Below are 19,712 nucleotides of genomic sequence, written 5' to 3' on the forward strand. Positions count from 1 at the left end.
AAGGGCAACCCAATAGTCCTGACATTGTCGTGGGGCCCTTACATATCCCGCAAGAGGGCCTGCAATTCCGGCTCGTTCACACGTTTGGCGGCGGTTTTGGGGGGCACCCAGCTTCGCTTGCGCTCATCCATCTCGGGATAGTCATCCGACAACTCTTTGACACGAAGGCGGTACACGCTGGTCAAAACAGGTTCTGCCGAGCCGTCCTTGAGTATCTTGTCATACGTGAAATGCCCGACTGGGTCCTCTTCGGCCACGGCTTTGCGTACGCCAGCCTCTTCCCAGGCCTCTTGCAAGGCGGTTTCTGCGCCGTCCAGCCCGTCAATGGGCCAACCCTTGGGAATAATCCAGCGCCCGGTGTCGCGGCTGGTGACAAGCAGAACCTCTTCACCGGATCCGGCCTTGCGCGTGCATAGCGCAGCAACCTGCACCCGCTTGGGGCGCTGGACCATGGGTCGTCCGACCTCGTCCCAGATTTTCTGCAACTGTGCTTTCATCTGTCGGCTGTCTAAGAATTGAGCATACTGAACGGTTGATGACATAGTTGTGGGAGGCACCTTTTGCAACGCGAGCTGCACAGATTGCCGTTTTGGTCAGAGTGTTTCGGCAATTATACCGCAAAACCCGCGACGTTCCGCAGTTTCGCCCAAAAACAGGCTACCTACTAGACCGGCCTGCGTTTTGCCCGCAACGTTGGATCAGCCTGTGTCGGGTCTTCTGGCCATGGGTGTTTGGGGTATTGCGCCCGCATATCCTTGCGCACATCCGCATAGGAGCCTGCCCAGAACCCCGGCAAATCACGGGTGATCTGGATCGGGCGACGTGCGGGCGATAGCAGCGTGACCTTGAGAGGTGCGCCCCCCACGATCGGATGCTGCGTGACGCCAAACATTTCCTGCAGACGCACCGAAATCTCAGGCGCGTCAGCGCCATAGTCTATCGGTACTTTCCGTCCCAGCGGCGTGATGAACGATCCCGGTGCGCGTCGGTCCAGCTCTTGCGTCTGGGTCCAGTCCAGCCGCGCCCGCAACGCTGGCAGCAGGTCGAAGCGCTTCCAGTCGTCGGCGCTGCGTACGCCCGAGAGCATCGGCAACAACCAGTCATCCAGTGTCTCCATCAGCCCCTGATCCGAGAAATCGGGCAGGTCGACGCCATCACCGCGCACCAGCTGCACCCGCGCGGCCAACCGGGCCGCAGCCCCACTAAGCCGCAGCCCCAAATCGCGCACACCGTCCAGCATGGCCTGGGCCACCACATCATCCGGCACGTCCTTCCAGACGCGATCGTCCAATGTGATCGCTCCGAACAACTCCTGTCGCCGCGCGATGACGCGCCGCTCGCGCTTGGACCAGGCGCATCTGTCTTGCCAGCCGATCTGATCCGAAAACAGGTCTCGGATCTCCCGTTCCGAGATTTGTGCAGCCATACGCGCCCTGGCCTCGCGCGGGTTTCCATCCGTATCGACGACCACCAGATAGGGTGCGCCCGCCAGCGTATCGCTGGTGTCCAGCACGACGCCTTTGCCCCCCGACAGCACATAGCGCGGAGCATCTCCCTTGCGCCGTTGCCCGATCCGGTCGGGATACGCCAATGCTGCCATGGCCGCGTGGCTTTGGGTTTCGGTTTCGCCTCCAGCTTGCGCCCGCAGGCGTTTTGTCTCGGCCTTGACCCGGTCCAGCACGCCCATGTTGACTTGCCAGACCCTGTTGCGTTGAAACGCCCGGGCGTCCCGTATTGCTTCAAGGCGCAATGTCAGATCAACCGGGGCGCCCTTCAGCGGATCGCGCTCGGCCATCAGGGCCGCCAATGACGCCGCCTGAGGTCCGGCGGAAATCAGCATATGCCCCAAACGCGGATGGAGCGGCAACGCCGCCAGGGCCCGTCCGTGATCCGTGATCCGCCCCTTTTCGTTCAGCGCCCCCAGCATGGTCAGCAGCGCCCGCGCTTCGGCCAAAGCGCCTGCGGGCGGCGGGGTCAAAAAAGCCAGATCTCCGACCTCGGCCCCCCAAAGGGCCAGTTCCAGTGCCAGACCTGTCAGGTCAGCGGCTTCGATCTCGGCAGGCGGGTAGGCGGCCATTGCGCCATCTTCACCCTTGGACCACAGCCGATAGCACACACCTTCCGAGACACGGCCCGCCCGCCCTGACCGCTGCGTCGCCTCGGCCCGCGTCACGCGTTCTGTCACCAGTCGCGACATACCCGATCCGGGATCGAACCGTGCCCTTCGCGCCTGACCCATGTCGACCACGATGCGAATATCGGGAATGGTCAGCGATGTTTCTGCAATCGAGGTTGCCAGCACCACCTTGCGCCCGCTCTCGACTGGCGCAATCGCGGCGCGTTGGGCGTTGAACGGCATTGCACCGAACATGGGCCGCACAGCGCAATCCTTGCGCAAACGTCCGGTCAGGGCGCCTTCGGCCCGGCGGATTTCCCCTTCGCCAGGCAGGAATACCAATATGCCTCCGCCCGAAGCCCGAGTTTCACGCTCGGCCTGAACAACCAGATCGATCAATGCATCCAGCCGTCGGGCCTGTGCACCCAAAGGCCGATCCAACCACCGGGTCTCGACCGGATAGCTACGCCCAGCCGAGGTCACGAGCGGGGCTCCCATCAGCTGTCCCACCGGGTCTGCATCCAGTGTCGCGGACATCGCCAGCAGGATCAGATCGTTCCGCAGCGCGCCTGTCACCTCAAGACATAGTGCCAGACCCAGATCGGCATTCAGCGACCGTTCGTGGAATTCATCAAAAATCACCGCGCTGACGCCGGGCAGGTCAGGTTCAGATTGCAGCATCCGGGTCAGGATACCTTCGGTGACCACCTCGATCCGGGTGGATTTTGAAACCCGTGCATCGCCGCGCACCCGATATCCAACTGTTTGACCGGCCTGTTCGCCCAGCGTCCCGGCCATCCGCTCGGCCGCGGCGCGGGCCGCCAGTCGCCGGGGTTCCAGCATCACGATCCGACCCTCGCACAGCCCTGCCTCAAGCATGGCCAGCGGCACCCGCGTGGTCTTGCCTGCACCGGGCGGGGCCTGAAGCACGGCCCTGCCATGGACCTTTAGAGTATCCAGCAGCTCGGGGATTGCATCGTCTATCGGCAAACGGGTCATGCAGCCTTATCGCCAAAGCACGACCCAAGGTCCAGAAGCACCGCAGCAAATCCCGCTTGGACCTCTGGACAAACACCACGCGGAAAAGTCATCTAGGGCAAACTCGAGAGGGACCGCACGAATGAACATTGCTGACCTGGGCGACAGGATCCTAGAAGGCGAACGCCGGGCCCTCGCGCGTGCAATCACGTTGGTCGAAAGCCGGAGAGAAGATCACCGGGCGCAAGCGACCGAGTTGTTGACCCATCTGGCGCAGTCCGGGCGGCAATCCCTGCGCATCGGATTGTCGGGTACGCCCGGTGTCGGCAAATCTACTTTCATCGAAAGCTTTGGCATGATGCTGATCGGGCAGGGGTTGCGCGTGGCGGTTCTGGCTGTTGATCCCAGTTCGGCCCGCTCGGGCGGATCGATTCTGGGTGACAAAACCCGCATGGAACGCCTGAGCCGGGAAGCCAACGCTTTCATTCGCCCTTCGCCCAGTCAAAGCCATCTGGGCGGCGTCGCGCGCCGCACTCGTGAGGCCATCGCCCTGTGCGAGGCGGCAGGCTACGACGTGGTTCTGATCGAAACCGTTGGCGTTGGTCAATCCGAGACAGTGGTCTCGGAGCTTTCGGACCTGTTCTTGCTGCTGCTGGCGCCCGCAGGCGGGGATGAGCTGCAAGGCGTCAAGCGCGGGATCATGGAGATGGCAGACATCATCCTGATCAACAAGGCGGACGGGGATCTTAAGTCTACGGCAACCCGCACCTGCGCCGACTATGCCGGGGCGCTGCGTCTGCTGCGCAAACGCCCGCAGGACCCGGAAGGGTTCCCAAAGGCCATGACCGTCTCGGCTGTCGAAGAACATGGGCTCGACACCGCCTGGACCGAAATCCAGACCCTGACCGATTGGCGCCGCGAGGCGGGTCATTGGCACAACAATCGCGCGGCCCAGGCTCGATACTGGTTCGATCAGGAGGTGCGCCACGCGCTGCTTGCCCGCCTTGAAACCGCTCAGGCCAAGGCCCAGATGGCGCGGCTGGATGCCGAAGTGTCCCAAGGCCGCCTGAGCCCGGCGATGGCCGCACAACAGATGTTGGCTACATTGAGCTGACACTTGTTTTTTCTTGCGGAAAACACCCGCAGGGCAGGGCCCTTCCCGCATGGGACGGTATGGAAAAGAATTCGCTTTGTCCGTCTTGACCCTCAGGGCGATTCCAACTAAACGCATCCAACCAGTTTTCGGGCGCGACTTCGGGTTGCGCCCCTTGTGATTTGGCCGCAGGCGTTTTGCCGGGCCTCCAGAAACAAAGGAAGAAACCATGTCGCGCCGTTGCGAACTGACCGGAAAAGGCCCGATGACTGGCAACAATGTCAGCCACGCCAACAACAAAACCAAGCGTCGTTTCCTGCCGAACCTGAATGACGTTACCCTGCAGTCCGAGACTCTGGGTCGTGGCGTCAAGCTGCGCATCTCGGCGGCTGCTCTGCGTTCTGTCGACCACCGTGGTGGTCTGGATGCGTTCCTGGCCAAAGCCAAGGACGATGAGCTGTCTGCGAACGCTCTGAAAGTGAAAAAGGAAATCGCCAAGGCACAAGCCTCGGTCTAAACCTTTACACATTTAAACTTACAAGCCCCGAGCCCGTCCGGCTCGGGGCTTTTGTTTTTTGGAAACGATTTTTGTTGATTGTTGCCAAAGGCGAAATAAAATATCTGCTGTGTGATCTTGTTCACAGACGAGTTGATGTAAATTGACGTAGCGTTAACTTATCCAGCGGCGAGGGCTTTCCCATGTCATTAAAGAGTATATATTTTTTTCAAATATTGAACGCATTGGCTGGTAGGACGATTTCGGCGTGTTCGCGGATGCAACGCAGGGTTAACCGGACGCATACCAGCCTGACCAAGGGCACTGTCAAGCGGCCAGGAATGGACTACTGACCCGGAATTAGAGTGCGACCGTTTCGCGCTTGAAGCCCATTCAAACCAAGGCTTATATCGACGCCAATATGAGACGCGTCGTGCATCAAGTTGTGCCTGTTCTGCTGTCCCTGCTGGTTGTACTGACTGGACAGGGTGTTGCGGCGTCCCGTGGTATCGACAACGCTGTGGGACAGATGGTGCTGTGCACCGGTACAGGTCCTGTCGTTGTCTACATGGATGCGTCAGGTCAACCGACTGCGCCTCCGCATTTTTGTCCCGACTATGCCCTGGCACTGTTGGGAGCTGTTTGCGCGGCACAGCCACCTGTGCCGGAGGCCCCGCAGCGAACGCTGCCCCAACCGGCGCGCCAGGTGGACAGCCTGATTGCCTTGCCGTTGCCCAGTCAACCAGCGCGCGCGCCGCCTTTGTTGGCCTGAAACCCCTCCGAATTCCCAGTTTTTCTACAATGGAGAGGCATGATGTCCTTCAAATCGACTCTGCTCGCAACCCTGGCCACCTGTGCTCTGGCCCTTCCCGCAATTGCAGACAGCATCATCGTGGTTGATGATGCCTATGCCCGGTCGGCGGGTAAATCAGCCAAGGCAGGCGCGGCTTTCATGGTGATACAAAACACCGGAGACACCGAGGATCGCCTGCTCAGCGCGACCTCGGATGTGTCTGTGCGCGTTGAATTGCACACCCACAAGATCGACGATGCCGGTATAGCCAAGATGGTACAGGTCGAGGAGGGCTTTGCGATTCCAGCAGGAGAGAGCCATGTGCTCAAGCGTGGTGGCGACCATGTGATGTTCATGGGGCTGAAGCAACCGTTCGAACATGGCGCCACAGTGCCGGTCACGTTGGTCTTCGAAAATGCAGGTGAGGTCCTGATCGATGTCCCTGTTGATCTGGAACGCCAGGACAAGCATGGCCATGGTCAGGGCAAACAGGGGTCGCATTCGAACTAAGGCGACGCCTGTCTTCGGGCCGCGATGCGGCCGTCATCCATGCGTCAGGCCGGGCTTTGCCCGGCCTGTTGTGCCTTGGGGTTCAGGGTAGCGACCTTACTTTACCGGGTGATGTTTTTCATACCGACCCGGTCATTGGCACTGCGCAGGCGCGAAGTCAGCCAGAACATGACGGCGGCAATGGCGAGTGCCGAGAAAGCGATGGCCCATCCCAGCGCCACCAGTGCAATGGCTGGCCATATCATCAGAACCAATCCAATGATAAGCGCTGCAAAGCCCGAGCCGCGCATCGAGCCGCGCTGCGGGTCTTGTTCGCGCATCTGCCGGGCGGCCGCCAGTGAGCCGATACCAATGATCAGCGCCCAAGCACCCAACAGGAAGAAGGCCAGCTTGACCGTGCCCTCGGGCCAGATCAGCAAGACGAGGCCAATCAGCACTGCGCCAATCGCGGCACTACCCAGAAGCCCCCGCCGTCCAACACCAAAGAGCGTCAGGACGCCATCGAGGACCAGCAATGCGCCGACCAGCCGCAGCAGCAACGCAATGCTGCTCGAAGGCCAGAACAGGGCCGCGATGCCAACAGCCGCGGCCAACACACCGCGCAGCAAGAAAGTCCACCAGAGGCTTGCCAACTGGGCGCTCAACATGTCCCGGTCGGCCATACTGCCCTCATCCAAAATTTCACCGGTTTGCGGGTTTTGGTCTGTCATGGCGTGGTCTCACTTTGTGTTTTGGTAACCAATCGGTCTATAGGGGCGCAGAATTCGTGCGCTGTCTGCCCTTTTATGATTGCATTTGCAGAAGTCGGTTGACCCATAGTGGCACGGTTTCGGTCGCGTTGCCCAGCAGGCGGTCATCAAAACCACCGTTCGTTTGCTCAAGATTGATTTCTATGGTTTGCGCACCAGCCGCCTGTGCCTCATGCACAAAGGCGGCCGCCGGGTAGACCTGGCCAGAGGTGCCGATCGCGGCAAAGATTGATGCTGTGGCAAGGTGATCGAAAATCTCGTCCATGTGATAGGGCATCTCGCCAAACCAGACCACATCGGGTCGCGCGGTGGGGGCGAGGCACAACGGACAGGGTTCTCCGACGGCCATTTCGAGCGGGGCAGTCCAGCGGTGACCGCAAGACGCACAAAGCGCGCCAGACAAAGTGCCGTGCATATGGATCACATGCCTGGCGCCTCCGGCCTCGTGCAGCCCATCAACGTTTTGTGTGACGATCACGACTTCTCCGGACCAGTCCCGCTGCAGGTTGGCCAATGCCTGGTGCGCTGCGTTCGGCTGAACAGTGGCGGCCTGTGCACGGCGCGCATTGTAGAACCCCTGTACCAAGGCGGGATCACGCGCGAAGCCTTCCGGCGTCGCGACATCCTCGATCCGGTGTTGCGCCCAAAGGCCCCCTTCGTCGCGGAATGTGCCAAGCCCGCTTTCGGCGGAAATTCCGGCCCCGGTCAGAATGACGATCTTTTCCATTTGCCCCTCGCGCGTTACACATTGGCCCATGACGCACCGTATCCTGTTTGTTTGCCTGGGCAATATCTGTCGCTCACCCGCCGCCGAGGGCGTTTTTCGCGCGCAGGCACCGCATCACGGCGCAGATAGTGCGGGCACCATGGGTTGGCATGCAGGCAACCCGCCATACGGCCCGATGCAAAAGGCTGCCAAAGCACGCAACTTCGATCTTGGCGATCTGCGGGCGCGACAATTCTCGGCCGAGGATTTTGACCGTTTTGATCTGATTCTGGGAATGGATGCCGAGAACATCAAAAACATCGAGGCCCTGCGTCCGCCCGGAAACCAAACCCCTGTGCGTCTGTTGACGGATTTTGTGTCTGGATCCGACGCGGATCACGTGCCCGACCCCTATTACACACGAGACTTTGACGGAGCCCTCGACCTGATCGAAACCGCCGTCCAGGGCCTGGTCGACCATTTGGATCGTTAGGTATCCATGATCTTGAACTGTCCGCTCAGCCAAGGCAGCTTTGCCGTGGCAGGATCGATCATCTGGCTTTGCATCAGCCGACGCATCATGCCCGCGACCTCCTGCGGGACCTGATCCGACCAATCAGTCCGGGTGAACAGCGAGATCGTCCGTGAAAACGCACCGAAGGGGCAGGGATGGGCCTTTAGATCGTCATGAAACCGCGCCGCGCGCATATAGCCCAAAGGCGTGGTGATTGCCCAACCCAGACCGCGTGCGACCATCGCCATCAGCGCCAGATGCGAGCCAATCTCGAACCGTTCCTCGAACTCCATCTGTTGCCGGGCGACGTGAGATTCGATCTGGCGGCTGATCAGCTGTTCGCGCGCATAGCGCAGGAACGGCAGCTTTTCTACGGCCTCGTCCGCATCACCAACGCTGCTTGGGGCCACCAGAATGAACGGGTCCTGAACCAGAGGGTATTCGACCACCCCTTCCAGCACCTCGCCGCTATGGGCGGAAACCGCCATATGCAGGCGCTGGGCTTCCAACTCGGCAAACAGGTCCAGACTGGGCAGCGTGATCAGCTTGAATTTCGACCGCGTCAGGCTGTCAGCCAACAGGGTCGCCAATCGCGGCGTCAGGTCATTGTCAAAATCGTCGATCAACCCGATTGCGAGCGTGGTGAGATGCCCCAGATCCATTACGGTCAACTCGCTCTGGGCCATTTGCAGTTCGGCCAGAACCGCCTCGGCCCGCGCCAGAAAGCTGCGCCCGGCCTGTGTCAGTCGCATGGGTCGCCGCCCGTGATCGACCAGATCTGTGCCTATCGCCTTTTCCAGATTGCGCAACTGTTGACTGACCGACGGCTGGCTGAGTCCCGTGATCTCGGCGGCCTGCGCCACCGAGCCTGTCCGCGCCAGTGCCTCGAACACTTCGAGCCCGCGCAGCGTCAGCCCTTTCATCACCATGCAAAACCCCTCTTGTTGCGCCTTTTCTGCGGCGCAGCCGAGGTCAGGTCAAGCGTTCAGATGGTGCGTCGGATCAGCGACAGATTGCCTGAGCCAGCTGACCAAAGTTCTGATATCGATCCCACAACGCATCATCGCGCGCGGTTTTCGACATCTTCAACTCCTGCGCCTGATGCGGGTCGGAGAACCACTTGGCGACGGTTCTCTGGTCGCCATTTGTCAGCGTGTCATTGGCCACGCCCTGAATACATCTGCACCTTTGCCGGGTTGCCGCCGCCCGATCAGATGCCAGACACGCTCGCTTGATCTGCGAGGCCTCAACGGCCTGAGGCGCCACTGCCGTGATCGACGTGGCGCAGAGTGCGATTAGGAGGAACTGTTTCATGCTCATGCCTCGTGTTTGCCTGCCCGGACGGGTCTTATGCCCCTCTCGGTCTCCGCGGAAGTATGAATCAAAGTGGATTTGGGATCAATTGTTTTGACAGTCAGATCAAACGGCGTTGATTTGACCGGGACAAAAGCCGCGCGTCGGGATGCGCCGCAAGCGAATTAGATCGGCGTATACAAGGGATAGGGCAGTGATTTCGATCAAAAATCTATTTGTGTCAGCTGTAGTTTGGTTTTCTCCAATTGCGGCCTTGTCGGAAGTGCCCCCTTTGCAAGGCGAAGACGCGCCGGAATTCAAGGAAACGGTTCAAGCTTGGTTGGATGGCGAAGATCTGGTCGCGTTGCGAAGCCTCTCTGAGCAGGCGCAAAATGGGAATCCAGCGGCTCAAATCCTTCTGGCGAGCATCGCACTTAGAGGAAACATGCACAAGCACGTATCCGTCGATCTACCGCGTAAAGAACGGATTGCGCTATTTCGAAAGCCAAAAGGGCTGTCCGGTCAATCTTGGTTGGTTGAAGCATCGGAAGCGGAACCTCTGGCGGTTGCATTGATGCAATCTAAGGAAATGGGACAACGAGTGCCTGCGATTGCGGCACTCGTAGAACTAGGCGAGCCATTAGCTGCGTTACTTGTAACTGAATTCTTGCTTACCGAAGGTAGAGCGGATGAGGTGATTGATGCCTTACAGGGATTAGAAGGCGAATTGCCAGAAGAGGCAACGCCCTTGTTGATTTGGGCAAAGTATCAAGTCGCTAACAAGAACCGATACCCCTACGCAGGACATCACCGCGTAGCTTCGCAGCTCTTGGCAGATAATCGTTTTCGCACTTCTGAACTAGCTTGGATTGCACCCGGACCGTTTGAATTGTCGGAAAACAAAGACCTCTTTAGGAAAACGTCTAAACTAAGTGCTGATGTTTCAAATTGGGCCCCGGTGCGTAAGTTTTGTACTGAGAAGTGCGCAAACGAAGTTAATGATTGTACCACTCTTGGTGCTTCATTCTTATACTACAATGGGAATTTGCCGTTAAGGAGCCCGTTAGAGCGCGTGATTTCCAATGAGGTTTATTGGAACAGCCGAAGGATGGAGGGAGATATGATGAGGCTGATCCCTGATATGCAGCATTTGGATTGGAAAACCTTACAACCAGCTAACGCATGTGTTGTCGAGGCCGTCATCGAGTCTCAGGCTGGTCACGGTTTCGGAGTTGGAACAAAGCGGATTGGTTCGGATTGAACACGTAAGCTTTACGCAAATACCTATTCGGTCCTTGCGAAGTTCACTACTCAGGCTCCGTATCATATCTCAAATAAGCAGTCGAACTATAGTGAATCCTTTGACGACCGACCATTGACCACAGCCCATTTCCGACGCATATCCCCAACCCATGACAGACCTCGCTCATATCCGCAATTTCTCCATCGTCGCGCATATCGACCATGGCAAATCCACCCTTGCTGACCGGCTCATTCAAGAGACCGGAACGGTCAAGGATCGCGACATGAAGGAACAGCTGCTCGACAGCATGGATATCGAGCGCGAGCGTGGCATCACCATCAAGGCCAACACGGTTCGCATCGACTATACCGCCGATAATGGCGAGCAATACGTGCTGAACCTGATCGACACCCCCGGCCACGTGGACTTTGCCTATGAGGTCAGCCGGTCGATGCGCGCGGTCGAAGGCTCGCTGCTGGTTGTGGACTCGACACAAGGGGTCGAGGCGCAGACGCTGGCGAACGTGTATCAAGCCATCGATGCCGACCACGAAATCGTGCCGGTGCTGAACAAGATCGACCTGCCCGCGTCCGACTGTGACCGCGTCGCCGAACAGATCGAGGATGTGATCGGGATCGACGCCTCCGAGGCCATCCAGGTCAGCGCCAAGACGGGGCAGGGCATCCACGAAACGCTGGAAGCCATCGTCACCCATCTGCCCGCGCCCCAAGGCACTCTGGACGCGCCGCTCAAGGCGATGCTGGTGGACAGCTGGTACGACGCCTATCTCGGTGTCATCGTTCTGGTCCGCATCATGGACGGCACGCTGAAAAAGGGGATGCGGGTCAAGTTCATGTCGAACAACACCCTGCACCATGTGGACCGCGTCGGCGTCTTCCGGCCCGAAATGGAGATGGTCGACAGCCTCGGCCCCGGTGAGATCGGCTTTCTGACCGCCTCGATCAAACAGGTCCGCGACACCCGCGTCGGCGACACGATCACCAATGACCGCAACGGCACCGAAGAGGCGCTGACGGGCTTTAAACCCGCGCAGCCGGTGGTGTTCTGTGGCCTCTTCCCCGTCGACAGTTCCGAATTCGAAGACCTGCGCGATGCGATCGACAAACTGGCGCTGAACGACGCCAGCTTCAGCTTTGAGATGGAAACCTCGGCAGCACTCGGCTTTGGCTTCCGCTGCGGCTTCCTTGGCCTGTTGCACCTTGAGGTTATCCGCGACCGCATCGAACGCGAATATGATATCGAGCTGATCACCACCGCGCCGTCTGTGATCTATCACGTCTACATGAAAGACGGCGAAATGATCGAGCTGCACAACCCCGCCGATATGCCCGACCCGTCAAAGGTCGACCATATCGAGGAACCGCGCATCAAGGCGACCATCCTGGTGCCGGACGAATTCCTGGGCGACGTGCTGAAACTGTGCCAGGACCGCCGTGGCATCCAGATGGACCTGACCTATGCGGGCAGCCGCGCCATGGTCGTCTATGACCTGCCGCTGAACGAGGTTGTCTTTGACTTCTACGATCGCCTGAAATCAGTGACCAAGGGCTATGCCTCGTTCGACTACCAGATGACCGGCTATACCGAGGATAATCTGGTTAAGATGTCGGTGCTGGTGAATGACGAGCCCGTCGATGCGCTGTCAACCATGGTTCACCGCGACCGGGCCGAGATGCGGGGCCGGGCGATGTGCGAAAAGCTCAAGGACCTGATCCCGCGCCACATGTTCAAAATCCCGATCCAGGCCGCCATCGGAGGCAAGGTCATCGCCCGCGAGACCCTCTCGGCGCTGCGTAAAGACGTGACCGCCAAATGCTACGGAGGCGACGCCACGCGGAAACGCAAACTGCTGGACAAGCAGAAGGCGGGTAAGAAAAAGATGCGTCAGTTCGGGAAGGTGGATATCCCGCAGGAGGCGTTTATTAGCGCCTTAAAAATGGACAGCTAGCGGCTGGCTGTATTGCGAAGGTTGGTTGCAATCTCTCTTCTCTTTTTGGGGAGAGGGTTCATTGAAGGCCCGCCAAGTTAATGAATTCGGTACCGTGTTTGGGGCTTGAAACTTTCAACCGGCTAAGGCTGCTGTTGAGCGAAATCTCAAAGTTTAGGGTCGCATTTTCATTAGCTGCCCATCGATCAATCGTTTGAATGTTCTCATACTCAAAAAACGCAATGAAATCGTTATTGGCATCGATAGTTTTCTGCAGTCTTTTCTTAGCTTGTTTAATGATTTTCTCTAGAGATTTGTGTTCCTTTAGAGACATTTGTTGAATTTTGAGGAAGGTGGCACTCTTGTCACTCCCAAAGTTGGCCACGGAAAAAGCCTGTATCTCTTTTTCGCAATCTCTCGGATGCCTAAAGGTGCTCTTTACTGCAGTATGCCCTGACACAGAGCCAATTTTCTCTTCATAATGATCGGATACTCCCGATGAGGACACTGTCGCAACCCCTGAGCGGATGTTGCGCTTTCGTGCAACAGACAAATAACCATTTGACATTTCGCCTCGAAGGGCTTGTGCGATTTCAGGACATTTACGTCGAAACTCAAGCCATATGTCACGGTGTCTCACGGATTGTTCGTGCGCTAACAAGAGTTTCTCAAGAATTTCGGGAACTTTGTGGAAGTTTTCCTCGAGATACTTGATCCTCGCTTCCTGTCTCTGACGGTCTTTGAAAGCTCGGACTTCCCTATCCCATCGATCATAGATCCGTTTGCCACATTCCTTACCGATGGCCCGTATGCACTTTTCGCTAGGGAACCAAACAAGATACCCCGCAAGAAATTTGGGTGATCGAGGGCTGCAAATCGGACAAGGTGCTTCATCCAGTTCTGGCCGCTTCTTTCGATTGACCTGAAACTCTGTCAGGATCATCGCGTCGTCAAGCTGGGTTGCCTCGGTGGTAGTGATCCTTGGAAATGTCTCTGGACTGCCGGTGGCACGGACATGCTCTCTAAATTCTTGGATTTCAGCAAGAGTGGGCTTTTCACGTAGAGTGAAAAGCCTGAGGTCGTTTTGGTAGCTACGGGCCGTATTATCCAAATTGGAACTTTCCGAGTCTAAATGGCGAACAAATCAACCTTTCTCTGTTTGTTCCTTGCCGTCTACTTCGCTTCCTAAGTATCAATGTAAGACTAAATGCGCCGCGTTGTCAATAACAATCGTATGGGCATCTACTGCTCATGGTAGGACGATTGTCAGCGGCAACCATATATTGCTGCGTAAGGTCGTTAGAGCTTTTGCGATCTTCGTTAAACTCAACCCTTCCGCCCGGCGGCACCGTCGGGCCGCGACGACCCGCCCCGTCAAACCGTAGGTTTGCCTCCGCAAATCGGGCGGCGCGTTTGCGCCCCGGGGCTCCGCCCGTTCGAAAGCGAAACCATCCCCCGGATGGTTTACGGGGAGCTTTCTCACTCCACTGGACGAATTCCAAGACGTCGCTCACTCTGACCCAGATCAAAGACTTACCCGGCCTTTGACCCTAGCGTCAGACGAAACTGAGTCCCTGATATGAGGCCCCCATGCTTCCCCTGATGTTGATCGTGCATATCTTCCTTGGCTCTACCCTTGCCGGGTCCGCTGTGATTGCGGTTCTGTCGATGGGGTATACGACGTTGACCCCAATCCTGATCGCCGCGGGCGTCGGATTCGTGGCGGCGTTCCCGGCCTCGTATCTGGTGGCGCGCAAGATCTCGAGCTAAGGGCCGGGCGGGGACGCTTGTGCCCCGCTGTTCTGCGCCGATCCCACTGTCCTGCTGAGGTGCCCCTGACGGGGACGTCAACACGAGGCCCAGTTGCGGTCGTGCGTGCCCCCGATCCTCGCCCTCGGGTCAGGCTACGATTGCTGCGATTTCAACGGCGGTCTGGCAGAAGGCACCGGGCGTTGGCCTTGATCTTCTGATCGTCGCGACGCAATCGGTCGGGGCTGATCCGTGTGTGAAGCAATCATTAAGCCTTGTTTAGAAAGCTTGTAAGCCGTCGGGGCTCTTCCAATCTGTATCCCACAGCAACGGTGTTCGCTTTTGAACTCCAAAGGGTCGCATTCAGGAGGATAACCCATGACCAGATACATGACTGCCGGAGCAGCCGCTCTGGCCACGAGCCTTACTCTTGGAACTGCGGCATTGGCCGATACCACACCGGATTTGCGCGGCACGTGGACGGGCAGCTACACCACCGTTGGCCCGAACAGGACCACAACCGGCGATGCGCCGCGTTTCAACAGTGCCGAGTGGGTGCTGGACATCCAGAAGCAGAAAGACAACGTGTTCTGGGGGCCCAGCAAGTGGCGTCCGAATGCGGCCCAGGGATGGCGCGTCATGGATGCCACCGGAACCATCAGTGTCGATGACCCGACCCGCATCAGCATCGTCGAAAGCTCGGCCAATCCCGAGATCGGTGTGAATGCCCTGATCGATGCCCGGTATCAGGATGGCAAGATTTACGCGGATTTCCGTAGCCTGCGTCGCGGGACGACCTACAGCACCGTTCTGGAACGTCAGGTGAACTGAAGCGTTTCCGGCTCGGGCGGACTGTAGGGGGTACGTCCTGTCGCACGATTGTTCAAGCGGCAGAGTAGTAGGTAACCCGGCCGGGTCGGAACGCTTCTCAAGTCGATCCCACCTCCTTTGCACAGGAGGAGGTGGGACATGCGGCCCTCTCACCGTCAGCGGACCGCCGGGCAAGAATGCGTGGTTTCTGATACGGATGATGTCCCCGAGTGCGGATTTTCGCTTGGAGGACAGACCGCGCCAAATGCGTGCAGGCCCAGGTGAGAATGCAGTGTATTTTGCGTCGTCCCTGATTTGTGCGATTCGTGTGCTTTGGGGTCCGAGCGTCGAATTTTTTGTCCCAACGGCCCGAAACTCACCGTGGGCGACCTTTGCACCTGCAGCATTCCCGGGTTTTCCGCTAAAATTCTGCTTTCTGGAGTTTTCCGATATTAACCCTGCGCAATTTTCAGGAAATCCCGATTTATCCACAGCGCTCTCCCGGCAGATATCAACAACTTATCCCCGTCTGATTTTCATGCTGCAGTGCTATTTTCTTGCCCGGTTTCAGGCGGAATGTAACAGTGACGACACCGCTGGCGTTCCTCGGAACAGACGGCGGGATGCAAAGGCCAAGGGGGTCTGAGCGGGGAAAGACGATCTTAGGATTGTTATTCTTTTGCAAAGGCTTACCGGTAGACGATACGTCACTCTTGGGCCCTCGGGCCTTGGGTTGAAGGATCGGTTGCTTTAACGGTCTTTGTGCGTCGCGGCGGCCTTCGGGTTCAAAGCGGCAGCCGTGGTCCTTTCGGGGGCCGGGGCAACTGGATCGAGGTGGTCTTCGGGCTGCGTCGTCCGGGTAAGGCGTCAGGGGTTGCCCGCAAGGGCGCATGCAAAGACCGCGTCTGCGCACCTGACGCCTTTTCCCTTGCCAGTTTCATTCAGGCTACCACGCACCCCTCTTCCGAAAGGGAGCGGGGCTCTTTCGCATGTGCAAAAGAGCCCCGTATTTACGTCAGATGATGCAATGCCGCGTCTATGCACCTGTAGCGGCACACTAGCGCATCCCGCAGGGTACATCAACTATATATTGCGGCATGTGCGTCAAAGGCCGCAAAATGCAGGTGCGGATCAGATGTTTTCCTGCACATCGGTGGCTGCGCTCTGGATAGCGTCGCCTGCTTTTTCGATGTCTTTACCGGCGCCTTTGGCTGTTTCACAGGCGGTCAGGGCAAACAGGCTCAGGCCGACAAGAATTGCGCGGATCATGCTTTTCTCCTTAATGCTCGATCTGCCTTTCGGTAGCATTATCCTGGTGGGCGGGCCAGTACCTAAGACATGGGACACGCGGCATCTGCGTAACGTTGGGAAATCACCCGGTCTATTTCGTGTCATCGTTGCTGCAAAAAAGCTCATACACAACTTCCAGCATTCGGCGCGGGCGGTCGTCTGCCAGACGGTAGTAGATTGCTTTGCCTTCCCGGCGCGGCGTGACCAGACCTTCCAGCCGAAGACGCGACAGCTGTTGTGATACGGCGGCCTGGCGCGCGGACAGAAGTTCTTCCAGCTCAGTTACCGATTTCTCGCCGGACACCAAATGGCACAAGATCATCAGTCGCCCTTCGTGACTGATGGCCTTTAGAAAGTTCGACGCGCGGGCGGCATTTTCCACCATGCGATCAAACTCGTCCGGCGACATGTCTCGGTTCAACTGGGGGAGAGTCATTTTATCTTCCTTGCAAACCCGTTGATCGGGTGTTGTGTCCATCATTGTGGCTGCCATCAAGTCAGGCCGTTTCGTTACATGTTTTGCGCATTTCTTTCCATATGCATGAATCAAAATACTGTGATGAGAGATGCACAGCGCTGGCCGGCAACCCCGATTTCCAGAAGACCGGAAATCAAATGGCGCTACATTCGTGTGAAGCGTGTGACCACAATAGATCACCGTTCTGATCGGCCCCCCTTGCAGCCCCCCGGTGGCGACACTAAGACTCGGGTAACTCTTGTTGGGATATCGTCCCGATCCATAGCAAAGCAGGCAGGTTCCGAATGTTCGATCCAGTAGATACCTATATGAATACGCTCGTGCCCATGGTCGTTGAGCAGACCAGCCGGGGTGAACGCGCTTATGACATCTTCTCGCGCCTGCTCAAAGAGCGGATCATTTTTATCAACGGCCCAATCCACGACGGGATGAGCCATCTGATCGTGGCCCAATTGCTGCACCTTGAGGCGGAAAACCCGAACAAGGAAATCTCGATCTACATCAACTCGCCCGGTGGTGTCGTCACCAGCGGTTTGTCGATTTACGACACAATGCAGTACATAAAGCCGAAATGTTCCACATTGGTGATCGGTCAGGCTGCGTCGATGGGGTCGGTTCTGCTGGCCGGTGGTGAGACAGGCATGCGCTTTTCACTGCCCAACAGCCGCATCATGGTCCACCAACCCAGTGGCGGCTATCAGGGCCAGGCGAGCGATATCATGATCCATGCCGCTGAGACGCAAAAACTGAAAGATCGTTTGTATGACATCTATGTGCGTCATACAGGGCAGACCAAGAAGGCGGTTGAAAAGGCTCTGGATCGTGACAATTTCATGAGCCCCGAAGAAGCCAAGGATTGGGGACATATTGACGAGATCGTCGAAAACCGTGCCAAGATGGATACGGAAGAGGCCTAGGACACAGACCCCGCGCCCCGTGCGCGGGGGTCATTTTGAGATTGTAGCCGCCAGAGCGCTGGCCTAAGCTGCACGAACATGCGCAAGCGCGCCCTGTCAGATGGGGTGCATGGACGAAGCCCGAAAGGTAAATCATGGCGACGAATTCAGGCGGTGACGGCAAAAACACGCTCTACTGTAGCTTTTGTGGAAAAAGCCAGCATGAGGTGCGCAAGCTGATCGCGGGCCCGACCGTTTTCATCTGCGATGAGTGCGTCGAGCTGTGCATGGATATCATCCGCGAGGAAACCAAAGCCAGCGGGCTGAAATCCTCGGATGGCGTGCCGACGCCCAAGGATATCTGCGAGGTTTTGGACGACTATGTGATCGGGCAGGCCACGGCCAAGCGTGTGCTTTCGGTTGCCGTGCACAACCACTACAAACGTCTCAATCATGCTCAGAAAGCGGGCAGCGACATTGAGCTGGCCAAATCCAATATCCTGCTGATCGGCCCGACCGGTTGCGGTAAAACTCTGTTGGCGCAAACGCTGGCACGGATTTTGGACGTTCCGTTCACTATGGCGGACGCAACCACACTGACCGAAGCCGGTTATGTGGGCGAGGATGTCGAGAACATTATCCTCAAGCTGCTTCAGTCCAGTGAGTACAATGTCGAACGCGCACAGCGCGGTATCGTCTATATTGACGAAGTCGACAAGATCACGCGCAAATCCGAAAACCCCTCGATCACCCGTGACGTGTCGGGCGAAGGGGTGCAGCAGGCGCTGCTCAAGCTGATGGAAGGCACTGTCGCAAGCGTTCCGCCGCAAGGGGGTCGCAAGCATCCCCAACAGGAGTTCCTGCAGGTTGATACAACCAACATTCTGTTTATCTGCGGTGGCGCATTTGCGGGCCTCGACAAGATTATCGCGCAGCGCGGCAAAGGCTCGGCTATGGGCTTTGGTGCTGATGTACGCGACAATGATGACCGTGGCGTGGGTGAGATTTTCAAGGAACTGGAGCCCGAAGACCTGCTGAAATTCGGTCTGATCCCGGAATTTGTCGGCCGCCTGCCGGTCCTGGCAACGCTGGAAGATCTGGACGAGGATGCCCTGGTCACAATCCTGACAAAGCCCAAGAACGCCTTGGTCAAGCAATACCAACGCCTGTTCGAACTGGAGGATGCAGAGCTGGCTTTCACCGACGACGCGTTGAAGTCGATAGCGAAGAAAGCGATCGAGCGCAAAACCGGCGCGCGCGGGTTGCGTTCCATCCTGGAAGACATCCTTCTGGATACGATGTTCGAGTTGCCAGGCATGAAGAACGTGACCGAAGTTGTTGTGAACGAAGAGGCCGTGTCTTCCGACAAGCAACCGCTCATTATCTATGCAGACGCAGCTCCGGAATCGGCGTCAGCTGGATAGCGGATACCAAGATCACCACAGCCCTTGGGTGAAGCGGATTTTGCCTCAACAATGGCAAGCCGCATATCCCTTGGGTGTTGTTGGCCAGATGATACAGGGATCCAAAACTTCATCTGGCCCTAAGTATCCCGGAGCGCGAGGCAGAGCCTCGCTGGAATCCAAAAGGCTTTTCAAAGAGTTGGTGTGGAGGTTTGGGGTTTGACCGCAATCAAACGACTTTCTTCAGGCGGTGAATTCGAAGCCACGGTCGGTTATTGCCGCGCCGTGGTCGCTGGCGGTTGGGTTCATGTGGCCGGTACGGTTGGGCAGGGCGAAACCGTGGTCGAGCAATGCAAGTCGGCTCTGACAATCATCGAAAAAGCCTTGGTTGAAGCAGGCGCAACTTTTGAAGATGTTGTCCGAGTTACCTACATGTTGCCGGACCGGGCAGAGTTCGAACACTGCTGGCCCATTCTGTCCGAAACCTTCGGGGCGAATCCTCCGGCTGCGACGATGATCGAATGTGGGCTGATTGATCCGAAATACCGGATCGAGATTGAAGTCACCGCCTTTTTGCCGGAGTGACGCAGTCACACGGGTGGCACTGGACCTTGGCGCGCCTTTGGTCCATATCATTGCAGGACCGA

The 19,712-nt window shown here is 57.7% G+C and carries 21 protein-coding genes; 12 read left to right on the plus strand and 9 right to left on the minus strand.

From position 1 onward, the window contains the following. Nucleotides 1-38 precede the first annotated feature (38 nt). Together ACR0L4_RS00385 and hrpB are read right to left on the minus strand one after the other, a co-directional pair. The gene (locus ACR0L4_RS00385) at nucleotides 39-497 is read right to left on the minus strand and encodes an NUDIX hydrolase (protein ID WP_480509745.1); all 459 of its coding nucleotides are present in this window, start codon (nucleotides 495-497) and stop codon (nucleotides 39-41) included. 167 nt (nucleotides 498-664) lie between these two features. Then, on the minus strand, nucleotides 665-3,115 hold the full coding sequence (hrpB, locus tag ACR0L4_RS00390) for an ATP-dependent helicase HrpB (RefSeq protein WP_480509746.1): 2,451 nt from the start codon (nucleotides 3,113-3,115) through the stop codon (nucleotides 665-667). Between the two features lie 121 nt (nucleotides 3,116-3,236). On the opposite strand from hrpB, the gene meaB reads away from it, so the two are divergent. The 4 genes from meaB (at nucleotide 3,237) to ACR0L4_RS00410 (ending at nucleotide 5,986) form a co-directional block, all read left to right on the plus strand. After that, on the plus strand, nucleotides 3,237-4,208 hold the full coding sequence (gene meaB / locus ACR0L4_RS00395) for a methylmalonyl Co-A mutase-associated GTPase MeaB (protein ID WP_170753143.1): 972 nt from the start codon (nucleotides 3,237-3,239) through the stop codon (nucleotides 4,206-4,208). Between the two features lie 208 nt (nucleotides 4,209-4,416). Continuing rightward, the gene (rpmB, locus tag ACR0L4_RS00400; RefSeq protein ID WP_170753140.1) at nucleotides 4,417-4,704 is read left to right on the plus strand and encodes a 50S ribosomal protein L28; all 288 of its coding nucleotides are present in this window, start codon (nucleotides 4,417-4,419) and stop codon (nucleotides 4,702-4,704) included. A 412-nt stretch (nucleotides 4,705-5,116) separates the two neighbouring features. Beyond that, on the plus strand, nucleotides 5,117-5,455 hold the full coding sequence (locus ACR0L4_RS00405; RefSeq protein WP_480509747.1) for a hypothetical protein: 339 nt from the start codon (nucleotides 5,117-5,119) through the stop codon (nucleotides 5,453-5,455). Between the two features lie 42 nt (nucleotides 5,456-5,497). Then, a complete protein-coding gene (locus ACR0L4_RS00410; RefSeq protein ID WP_480509748.1) occupies nucleotides 5,498-5,986 on the plus strand; it encodes a copper chaperone PCu(A)C in 489 nt (162 codons plus the stop codon). A gap of 101 nt (nucleotides 5,987-6,087) precedes the next feature. On the opposite strand, the gene ACR0L4_RS00415 is transcribed toward ACR0L4_RS00410, so the two are convergent. Both ACR0L4_RS00415 and ACR0L4_RS00420 read right to left on the minus strand, forming a co-directional pair. Continuing rightward, on the minus strand, nucleotides 6,088-6,696 hold the full coding sequence (locus tag ACR0L4_RS00415) for an HdeD family acid-resistance protein (protein ID WP_480509749.1): 609 nt from the start codon (nucleotides 6,694-6,696) through the stop codon (nucleotides 6,088-6,090). A gap of 73 nt (nucleotides 6,697-6,769) precedes the next feature. Continuing rightward, a complete protein-coding gene (locus ACR0L4_RS00420) occupies nucleotides 6,770-7,462 on the minus strand; it encodes an NAD-dependent deacylase (RefSeq protein WP_480509750.1) in 693 nt (230 codons plus the stop codon). 28 nt (nucleotides 7,463-7,490) lie between these two features. Between ACR0L4_RS00420 and ACR0L4_RS00425 the strand changes: the two genes are divergently transcribed. Beyond that, entirely contained in the window at nucleotides 7,491-7,934 is a 444-nt protein-coding gene (locus tag ACR0L4_RS00425) for a low molecular weight protein-tyrosine-phosphatase (RefSeq protein WP_170753132.1), read from the plus strand. On the opposite strand, the gene ACR0L4_RS00430 is transcribed toward ACR0L4_RS00425, so the two are convergent. Both ACR0L4_RS00430 and ACR0L4_RS00435 read right to left on the minus strand, forming a co-directional pair. Next, nucleotides 7,931-8,884 carry a LysR family transcriptional regulator gene (locus tag ACR0L4_RS00430; RefSeq protein WP_170753130.1) on the minus strand — a complete coding sequence of 318 codons (954 nt, stop codon included), beginning with the start codon at nucleotides 8,882-8,884 and terminating at the stop codon, nucleotides 7,931-7,933. The two genes, ACR0L4_RS00425 and ACR0L4_RS00430, sit on opposite strands and share 4 nt — an antisense overlap. 73 nt (nucleotides 8,885-8,957) lie before the next feature. Continuing rightward, nucleotides 8,958-9,269 (minus strand): hypothetical protein, encoded by a 312-nt coding sequence (locus tag ACR0L4_RS00435; protein ID WP_480509751.1) that lies wholly within the window; start codon nucleotides 9,267-9,269, stop codon nucleotides 8,958-8,960. 193 nt (nucleotides 9,270-9,462) lie between these two features. On the opposite strand from ACR0L4_RS00435, the gene ACR0L4_RS00440 reads away from it, so the two are divergent. Both ACR0L4_RS00440 and lepA read left to right on the plus strand, forming a co-directional pair. Further along, on the plus strand, nucleotides 9,463-10,509 hold the full coding sequence (locus tag ACR0L4_RS00440) for a hypothetical protein (protein WP_170753126.1): 1,047 nt from the start codon (nucleotides 9,463-9,465) through the stop codon (nucleotides 10,507-10,509). Nucleotides 10,510-10,660: 151 nt separating this feature from the next. Beyond that, on the plus strand, nucleotides 10,661-12,460 hold the full coding sequence (gene lepA, locus ACR0L4_RS00445; protein WP_480509752.1) for a translation elongation factor 4: 1,800 nt from the start codon (nucleotides 10,661-10,663) through the stop codon (nucleotides 12,458-12,460). Nucleotides 12,461-12,518: 58 nt separating this feature from the next. On the opposite strand, the gene ACR0L4_RS00450 is transcribed toward lepA, so the two are convergent. Beyond that, nucleotides 12,519-13,550, minus strand: a complete 1,032-nt coding sequence (locus ACR0L4_RS00450) for a hypothetical protein (RefSeq protein ID WP_480509754.1) — start codon at nucleotides 13,548-13,550, stop codon at nucleotides 12,519-12,521. Between the two features lie 479 nt (nucleotides 13,551-14,029). Here ACR0L4_RS00450 and ACR0L4_RS00455 point away from each other — a divergent pair, with 479 nt between their 5' ends. Together ACR0L4_RS00455 and ACR0L4_RS00460 are read left to right on the plus strand one after the other, a co-directional pair. Beyond that, the gene (locus ACR0L4_RS00455; RefSeq protein ID WP_170753120.1) at nucleotides 14,030-14,209 is read left to right on the plus strand and encodes a CTP synthetase; all 180 of its coding nucleotides are present in this window, start codon (nucleotides 14,030-14,032) and stop codon (nucleotides 14,207-14,209) included. Nucleotides 14,210-14,566: 357 nt separating this feature from the next. After that, nucleotides 14,567-15,019 (plus strand): hypothetical protein, encoded by a 453-nt coding sequence (locus tag ACR0L4_RS00460; RefSeq protein WP_480509756.1) that lies wholly within the window; start codon nucleotides 14,567-14,569, stop codon nucleotides 15,017-15,019. Nucleotides 15,020-16,129: 1,110 nt separating this feature from the next. On the opposite strand, the gene ACR0L4_RS00465 is transcribed toward ACR0L4_RS00460, so the two are convergent. Beyond that, nucleotides 16,130-16,267, minus strand: a complete 138-nt coding sequence (locus ACR0L4_RS00465; RefSeq protein ID WP_170753118.1) for an entericidin A/B family lipoprotein — start codon at nucleotides 16,265-16,267, stop codon at nucleotides 16,130-16,132. 112 nt (nucleotides 16,268-16,379) lie between these two features. After that, nucleotides 16,380-16,724 (minus strand): metalloregulator ArsR/SmtB family transcription factor, encoded by a 345-nt coding sequence (locus tag ACR0L4_RS00470; RefSeq protein WP_170753116.1) that lies wholly within the window; start codon nucleotides 16,722-16,724, stop codon nucleotides 16,380-16,382. Nucleotides 16,725-17,050: 326 nt separating this feature from the next. Here ACR0L4_RS00470 and ACR0L4_RS00475 point away from each other — a divergent pair, with 326 nt between their 5' ends. From ACR0L4_RS00475 to ACR0L4_RS00485, 3 genes are all read left to right on the plus strand, one after another. After that, entirely contained in the window at nucleotides 17,051-17,683 is a 633-nt protein-coding gene (locus ACR0L4_RS00475) for an ATP-dependent Clp protease proteolytic subunit (RefSeq protein WP_170662077.1), read from the plus strand. A 134-nt stretch (nucleotides 17,684-17,817) separates the two neighbouring features. Then, on the plus strand, nucleotides 17,818-19,086 hold the full coding sequence (gene clpX / locus ACR0L4_RS00480) for an ATP-dependent Clp protease ATP-binding subunit ClpX (RefSeq protein WP_170753114.1): 1,269 nt from the start codon (nucleotides 17,818-17,820) through the stop codon (nucleotides 19,084-19,086). A gap of 198 nt (nucleotides 19,087-19,284) precedes the next feature. Then, nucleotides 19,285-19,650 (plus strand): RidA family protein, encoded by a 366-nt coding sequence (locus ACR0L4_RS00485; protein ID WP_480509759.1) that lies wholly within the window; start codon nucleotides 19,285-19,287, stop codon nucleotides 19,648-19,650. Nucleotides 19,651-19,712 lie beyond the last annotated feature (62 nt).

The sequence above is a fragment of the Ruegeria sp. AB5 genome (assembly GCF_056542645.1).